We start from the raw sequence: 6,816 nt of genomic DNA on the forward strand, positions 1-6,816 counted from the left end.
ACACATTGTCGAACTTCTCCAACTTCGGCACCACCATCGACATCGCCGCCCCCGGCTCCTGCATCGTCTCCACCATGCCCGGAGGCGGCTACGGCACCATGAGCGGCACCTCCATGGCCTCCCCACACGCCGCCGGCGGCCTGGCCCTGCTGGCCGTGGGACAGGCCAAGCCCACCGACCGCGCCGGGGTCCTGGCCATGTACCAGACCCTGACCGAGGCCGGAAACCTCGACTGGAACGACACCTCCGGTGACGGCGTCCACGAACCCCTCCTGGACGTGGGCGACCCCGACGTCTTTCCCGCCGACAGCGACCACACACCCCCACAAGGACCGGTCGCCGACCTGACCCACTCCTGCGACGACACCACCTTGAGCTGCACCTTCGACGGTTCCGGCAGTGCCGGTGAGGTCACCGAACACGCCTGGGACCTGGGCGACGGCACCACCGCCGACGGGACGAGCGTGGAACACACCTACGCCTCCACCGGCACCTACACCGTGACCCTGACCGTCACCGACGACCAGGACCGCACCGACTCCACCTCGGTGGAGGTCACGGTGGGCGCCCCCGACCACACCGCCCCCACCGCCGACTTCAGCGGCAGGGGGTNTGCGCTTTTGCGAGATGGACGCCTCCGACTCCAGCGCGGGAGACGCCCCCATCACCGGATACCACTGGGACTTCGGTGACGGATCCACCGGCAGCGGCGCCAACACCTGGCACTTCTACCGTGGAGCGGGCACCTACACCATCACGTTGACCGTCACCGACCAGACCGGCGCCACCGGTTCGTTGAGCAAGACCATCACGCTGTAACCGTCCACCCCCACAGCGGCCCCTCCCCGACCCCCGGGGGAGGGGCCGCACCCCTTTCCCGCACCCCAAAGCACCACCGCTCCTGACCCGCTCACCGACCAGAACGTGCACACCCTCGCCTTCACCGGCGCCGTCCTGGGCATGGCAAGGCGGTGAAGAACCCTCATCGTGCTTGTTGTGTGGGCTCTTCGCCAACACGGCCAGAGGACGTTCCGAGCACCGCCACGGAGTGAACTCCCACCGCCACGGCACCCAGGTCCTCGACGTCCCCATCCACTGACCGAACAATCCACCGCAACGCGGCGCCCCACCCCCGATGGGGGAGTGGGGCGCCGCGCTCACTCACACCTTGGTTCAAGAGACCTTCTGAGCGTGCGCCTTCTCCAAAGCGGCGGTGAAGACCTCCAACGGCTGGGCACCCGAAATCCCCAACGCCCGGTCCAACACGAAAAAGGGCACACCGGTGGCACCCAACTTCCGGGCGGCGGCGATGTCGGCACGCACCTGTTCGGCGTACCGCCCACCCTCCAACACCGCACGGGCCCGATCGGTGTCCAACCCGATCTGAGCGGCCACCTCCACCAACGTGTCCACCTGGTCGAGCCTGCGAGCCCGCACCAGCTGGGCACGCATCAAATGCTCATGGGCCGCATCCCCCAAACCCTGTTCACGGGCCAGATGCGTCAGACGATGGGCGTCGAAGGTGTTGACCATGACACCGCCCGCGAAGTCGTACTCCAAACCCTCCTTCGCCGCGACCTGACGCACCTGCTCGGTCATCGCCTCGACCTGCTCACGCGAAGCGTTCATCTTCTTGGCCAAAGAGTCATAGACCGGCTCGGCCACCCCGCGGGGAAAATCCGGATCCAACTGGAAGCTACGCCAGACCAACTCGACCTGCCCGGCGTGCTCGAAGGAGGCCAAAGCCCGCTCCAAACGGCGCTTACCGATGTAGCACCACGGGCACACGATGTCGGACCACACCTCGATACGCAACGCTCATCCCCTCCCCTTCACCAACAGGTCTCGTTCGAGCACGCGGACGCCTCCTCAGACCCCAACATCACCACACCCCCGACCCGAGGCAACGACCCCTCCTCGACCCGCCCGACCTCCCGCACCGGCGGAACCCGCTGTTGCTGCTCCCGCTCGCGCCGATCCTCACCCATCAGGCACCGTGTCCTTTCTCCGCATCGACTCGGCGATGACAACACCGCACCCGCCCGGGCCCTTCCCAGCCGACCCGACCCGCTCCCCATGAAAAGCCACAAAGCGAACACACCGAGACCCACGCCAAGGGTGCACCCGACCTCTCATCCCCACCGGCCCACCCCCGTCCATCCACGTCACAGGCACCTCCCCATCCTCGATCACACACCCCTCACCTGCGGTGACAGCACAACGAAACCCCACCGACACATCCACCCAACATCGGGGCAACACCCATCCGATTGCCTGAAAGCGCGTCCCACCCCGACCACGCAGGAGGCCACCCGTGGAAAAACTCGTCGTCATCGGCAACGGCATGGTCGGCCACCGACTCCTCCAAGCCCTCAACGAGGGCGACCACACCCACCGCTGGCACATCACCGTCGTGGGCGAAGAACCCCGCACCGCCTACGACCGCGTGGCCCTATCCAGCTACCTCGAAGGCACCAGCGCCCAAGATCTGTCCCTGGGCCAAGTGAGCGGCCCCCACGTGCACGTGCACACCAACGAACGCGTCACCACCATCGACCGCACCCACCGCACCATCACCACCCACACCGGCCGCACCCTGCCCTACGACCGTCTGGTCCTGGCCACCGGATCCACCCCCTTCGTACCACCCGTCCCCGGCCACGACCTGCCCGGCTGTCACGTCTACCGCACCATCGAAGACCTGGACGCACTCGCCATCGACGCCCGCACCGCCCGCACCGGCGTGGTCATCGGCGGCGGCCTCCTCGGCCTCGAAGCCGCCAACGCCCTACGCCAACTAGGCGTCAAAACCCACGTGGTGGAACTCGCCCCCCACCTGATGCCCACCCAGATCGACCAAGGCGCCGGCGCCCTCCTCCAACGCCTGGTCACCGACCTGGGCGTGACCGTACACACCGGCTCCGCCACCACCACCATCGAACCCGGACCCGACGGCCGCGCCCACCGCATCCTCTTGGGCGATGGCACCCACCTGGACACCGACCTGGTCGTGTTCTCCGTAGGCATCCGCCCCCGCGACGAACTCGCCCGCGCCGCCCACCTGCGCCTGGGACCACGCGGGGGCGTGGACATCGACCACACCTGCACCACCAGCGACCCCACCATCCACGCCATCGGCGAAGTCGCCCACCACAACGGCACCATCTACGGGCTCATCGCCCCCGGCAACGCCATGGCCGAAGTCCTGGCCGACCGCCTCCTGGGCGGCGAGGCCACCTTCACCGGCGCCGACACCTCCACCAAACTCAAACTCCTGGGCGTGGACGTGGCCGGCTTCGGCGACGCCCACGCCAACACACCCGGAGCACTGGACGTGGTCGTCAACGACGCCGCCGGCGGCCGCTACGCCAAACTCGTCCTGTCCGACGACGCCACCACCCTGCTCGGCGGCATCCTGGTGGGTGACGCCTCCGCCTACGCCACCCTACGACCCCTGGTCGGGCACCCCCTGCCCGGCGACCCACTGGCCCTGATCAGCCCCACGGGGCCGACCACCCTGGGCACCCACGCCCTCCCCGACAGCGCCCAGGTCTGTTCCTGCAACGCCGTCACCAAGGCCCACCTCACGTGCGCCATCGACGAAGGCGCACGTGAGGTGGCCGCACTGAAGTCCCGCACCCGCGCCGGCACCAGCTGCGGCTCCTGCGTGCCCATGCTCGAACAGATCCTGGCCGAATCCGGCATCACCCCCTCCAGCGCCCTGTGCGAACACTTCACCCACTCACGCACCGAACTGTGGGAGATCGTCCGCTCCACCGGCATCACCACCTTCTCCGAACTCATCACCTCCCACGGCACCGGCCACGGCTGTCACGTGTGCAAACCCGCCATCGCCTCCATCCTCGCCTCCCAAGGCAACGGCCACATCCTCACCGGCGAACAAGCCACCCTGCAAGACACCAACGACCGCTACCTGGCCAACCTGCAACGCAACGGCAGCTACTCGGTGGTACCGCGCATCCCCGGCGGAGAGATCACCCCCGACAAACTCATCGTCATCGGCGAGGTCGCCCGCGACTTCGACCTCTACACCAAGATCACCGGCGGCCAACGCATCGACATGTTCGGCGCACGCCTGGAACAACTCCCCGCCATCTGGACCCGCCTGGTGGAAGCCGGTTTCGAGTCCGGACACGCCTACGGAAAGTCCCTGCGCACCGTCAAATCGTGCGTGGGCACCACCTGGTGCCGCTTCGGCGTCCAAGACTCGGTGGGCCTGGCCATCCGCTTGGAAGAGCGCTACCGAGGTCTGCGCTCACCCCACAAACTCAAGGCCGCCGTGTCCGGATGCGCCCGCGAATGCGCCGAAGCCCGCAGCAAGGACTTCGGCATCATCGCCACCGACACCGGCTGGAACCTGTACGTGGGCGGCAACGGCGGATTCACCCCCCGCCACGCCCGACTACTGGCCCGCGACCTGGACGAAGACACCCTCATCCGCTACATCGACCGATTCTTGATGTTCTACATCCGCACCGCCGACCGCCTCCAACGCACCGCCCCCTGGATCGAATCCCTGAACGAGGGCCTGGACCACCTGCGCGCCGTCATCATCGATGACCGACTGGGCATCGCCGACGACCTGGAAGCGGCCATGGCCGAGCACGTGGCCTCCTACACCGACGAATGGGCCGCCGTGCTCTCCGACCCCGACAAACTCGCCCGCTTCGTGTCCTTCACCAACGCCCCCCACACCCCCGACCCCACCATCACCTTCACCACCACCCGCGACCAGCCCGTCCCCGCACCCACCCCCCTGGGCATACCCACCACCCGCCCCACCATGGAGACCACCCGATGACCACACTCACCCCGCCGCTGACCTGGATCGACGCCTGCCCCGCCCATCACCTCGAAACCGCCCTGGGCCTGGCCACCCTCCTCCCCGACCTCCACCAGGTCGCCCTCTTTCGCACCCATGACGACCACCTGTACGCCGTGGACAACCTCGACCCCCACACCGGTGCCGCCGTCATCTGCCGCGGCATCGTCGGCGACCACGCGGGCGAACCCACCATCACCTCACCCATGCTCAAGCACGTCTTCAGCCTGCGCAGCGGCCACGACCTCGACGACCACCACACCCACCTGTCCACCTGGCCGGTACGCCACCACCACGGCATGATCCAGATCGGCACCACACCCCAAGGAACCCCGTGACCACGACCGCACCCCTGGCCGGATTCACCGTCGCCGTCACCGCCGCACGCCGCGCCGAGGAACTCACCGCCCTCCTCCACCGCAAAGGCGCCCAGGTCATCGCCGCACCCACCCTGCGCATCGTCCCCTTAAGCGACGACCAACGCCTGGCCACGATCTCCGAACGACTCACCCGCGCGCCGGCCGACATCATCGTGGCCACCACCGGCATCGGCTTTCGCGGCTGGATCGAGGCCTGCGAGACCTGGGGCATCGCCCAACCCCTGCTCAAGGCCATGCGATCCTCACACCTACTGGCCCGCGGCCCCAAAGCCAAAGGCGCCATCCGCGCCGCCGGCCTCACCGAGCAATGGTCACCGCCCTCGGAATCCTCCGCCGAAGTCCTCGACCACCTACTCGACCAAGGCGTCCAAGGCCTACGCGTAGCCGTCCAACTACACGGAGAACCCCTACCGGACTTCACCACCGCCCTACGCCTGGCAGGCGCCGAGGTCATCGAGGTTCCCGTCTACCGGTGGACCCGCCCCGAACACACCGCACCCCTGGACCGCCTCATCGAAGCCATCACCACCGGGGGAGTGGACGCGGTCACCTTCACCAGCGCCCCCGCCGCAGCCGGCCTCCTGGCCCACGCACACACCACCAACACCGAACACGCCCTGGTGGGCGCCCTACGCCACGACGTCATGGCCATGTGCGTGGGTCCGGTCACCGCACGCCCCCTCATGGCTCACCACATCCCCACCTCCTGGCCCGAACGCGCCCGCATCGGCGCCCAAGTACGCACCCTGGCCCAAGAACTACCCGCACGCTTTCCCACCCTGACCGCGGCCGGCCACCGGCTCCGCCTCCGAGGACACGCCGTCCTGGTCGACGGCACCGTCCACACCCTCTCACCCACCCTGATGCGCCTCATGCGGGCCCTGGCCCACCGGCCCGGCCAGGTCCAAAGCCGCACCCGCCTGCTCACCTGCCTGGGCCAGGACGCCGACACCCACGCCGTCGAAACGGCCGTGGCCCGCCTACGCACCGCCCTGGGCGACGCCGCCATCATCCAAACGGTCGTCAAACGCGGCTACCGCCTGGCCCTGGACACCCACCCATGCTGAAACCCACCCCCCTGCCGGCCCTGCACGGCACCCGCTCACCCCAAGGACGAGCAGTAGCCCACCCCCTGGCCCCACAGGTCCACGACCGGCTACGAGCCGCCGGCGCCGACGTGGTCGCCGACCCCCTCTGCCCGGACCCGGCCATCGCCCAAGCCGTGGCAGAACGCTTCCACCAGGCCCTGGCGACCTCGACCACCTGAAAACCCCCTCGAACACGCACGCCCCGTGGCCACAACCGGCAACATCCGTACGAACACCACCCCACAGGGGAAGAGCACCCGGTGGGCCCTCGAACCGAAGGAGCGCCCCTTCACCCACACCCGACCAAGGACATCCGATGCCCACACCACCCGCCCCCAGGCGCCTTCACGAACACCCCATGCCCGACCGGGCCGCCGGAGCCCTCCTGGGCCCCCTGGTCGCGGCCGCCCTAGTGGGTGTCCCACCCCGGCAGGCCGCCCACCTGGCCACCACCATCACCTGGTCGCGGCCGCCCTAGTGGGTGTCCCACCCCGGCAGGCCGCCC

8 protein-coding genes are annotated in these 6,816 nt (G+C 68.7%); 7 read left to right on the forward strand and 1 reads right to left on the reverse strand.

Annotated features, from left to right (window positions below; all coding sequences use genetic code 11):
* Window positions 1-5 precede the first annotated feature (5 nt).
* Entirely contained in the window at window positions 6-692 is a 687-nt protein-coding gene (locus D472_RS26535) for a PKD domain-containing protein (RefSeq protein ID WP_449406492.1), read from the forward strand.
* Window positions 628-819: a PKD domain-containing protein gene (locus D472_RS28540; protein WP_017602794.1), complete on the forward strand. Its 192-nt coding sequence runs from the start codon at window positions 628-630 to the stop codon at window positions 817-819. The genes D472_RS26535 and D472_RS28540 overlap by 65 nt, the downstream gene beginning before the upstream one ends.
* A gap of 354 nt (window positions 820-1,173) precedes the next feature.
* On the opposite strand, the gene D472_RS0101820 is transcribed toward D472_RS28540, so the two are convergent.
* Window positions 1,174-1,815, reverse strand: coding sequence for a DsbA family oxidoreductase (locus D472_RS0101820; protein ID WP_017602796.1), 642 nt, complete (start codon window positions 1,813-1,815; stop codon window positions 1,174-1,176).
* A 499-nt stretch (window positions 1,816-2,314) separates the two neighbouring features.
* Between D472_RS0101820 and nirB the strand changes: the two genes are divergently transcribed.
* The 5 genes from nirB (at window position 2,315) to D472_RS28380 (ending at window position 6,789) form a co-directional block, all read left to right on the forward strand.
* Window positions 2,315-4,822, forward strand: coding sequence for a nitrite reductase large subunit NirB (gene nirB, locus D472_RS0101830; RefSeq protein ID WP_017602798.1), 2,508 nt, complete (start codon window positions 2,315-2,317; stop codon window positions 4,820-4,822).
* The gene (gene nirD / locus D472_RS0101835; RefSeq protein WP_017602799.1) at window positions 4,819-5,181 is read left to right on the forward strand and encodes a nitrite reductase small subunit NirD; all 363 of its coding nucleotides are present in this window, start codon (window positions 4,819-4,821) and stop codon (window positions 5,179-5,181) included. The genes nirB and nirD overlap by 4 nt, the downstream gene beginning before the upstream one ends.
* On the forward strand, window positions 5,178-6,290 hold the full coding sequence (locus tag D472_RS24600; protein ID WP_017602800.1) for a uroporphyrinogen-III synthase: 1,113 nt from the start codon (window positions 5,178-5,180) through the stop codon (window positions 6,288-6,290). The genes nirD and D472_RS24600 overlap by 4 nt, the downstream gene beginning before the upstream one ends.
* Window positions 6,284-6,490: a hypothetical protein gene (locus tag D472_RS0101845; RefSeq protein WP_017602801.1), complete on the forward strand. Its 207-nt coding sequence runs from the start codon at window positions 6,284-6,286 to the stop codon at window positions 6,488-6,490. Before D472_RS24600 ends, D472_RS0101845 begins: the two co-directional genes overlap by 7 nt.
* Window positions 6,491-6,627: 137 nt before the next feature.
* A complete protein-coding gene (locus tag D472_RS28380) occupies window positions 6,628-6,789 on the forward strand; it encodes a hypothetical protein (RefSeq protein ID WP_017602802.1) in 162 nt (53 codons plus the stop codon).
* Window positions 6,790-6,816: the final 27 nt, after the last annotated feature.

This window comes from Nocardiopsis alkaliphila YIM 80379 (genome assembly GCF_000341005.1).
Classification (GTDB): Bacteria; Actinomycetota; Actinomycetes; order Streptosporangiales; family Streptosporangiaceae; genus Nocardiopsis; species Nocardiopsis alkaliphila.

Bases quoted from the DNA above. Each gene is read 5' to 3' on its own strand.
- D472_RS28540 (WP_017602794.1), top strand. From the start codon at position 628: ATGGACGCCTCCGACTCCAGCGCGGGAGACGCCCCCATCACCGGATAC.
- nirD (WP_017602799.1), top strand. From the start codon at position 4,819: ATGACCACACTCACCCCGCCGCTGACCTGGATCGACGCCTGCCCCGCC.
- D472_RS0101845 (WP_017602801.1), top strand. From the start codon at position 6,284: ATGCTGAAACCCACCCCCCTGCCGGCCCTGCACGGCACCCGCTCACCC.
- D472_RS28380 (WP_017602802.1), top strand. From the start codon at position 6,628: ATGCCCACACCACCCGCCCCCAGGCGCCTTCACGAACACCCCATGCCC.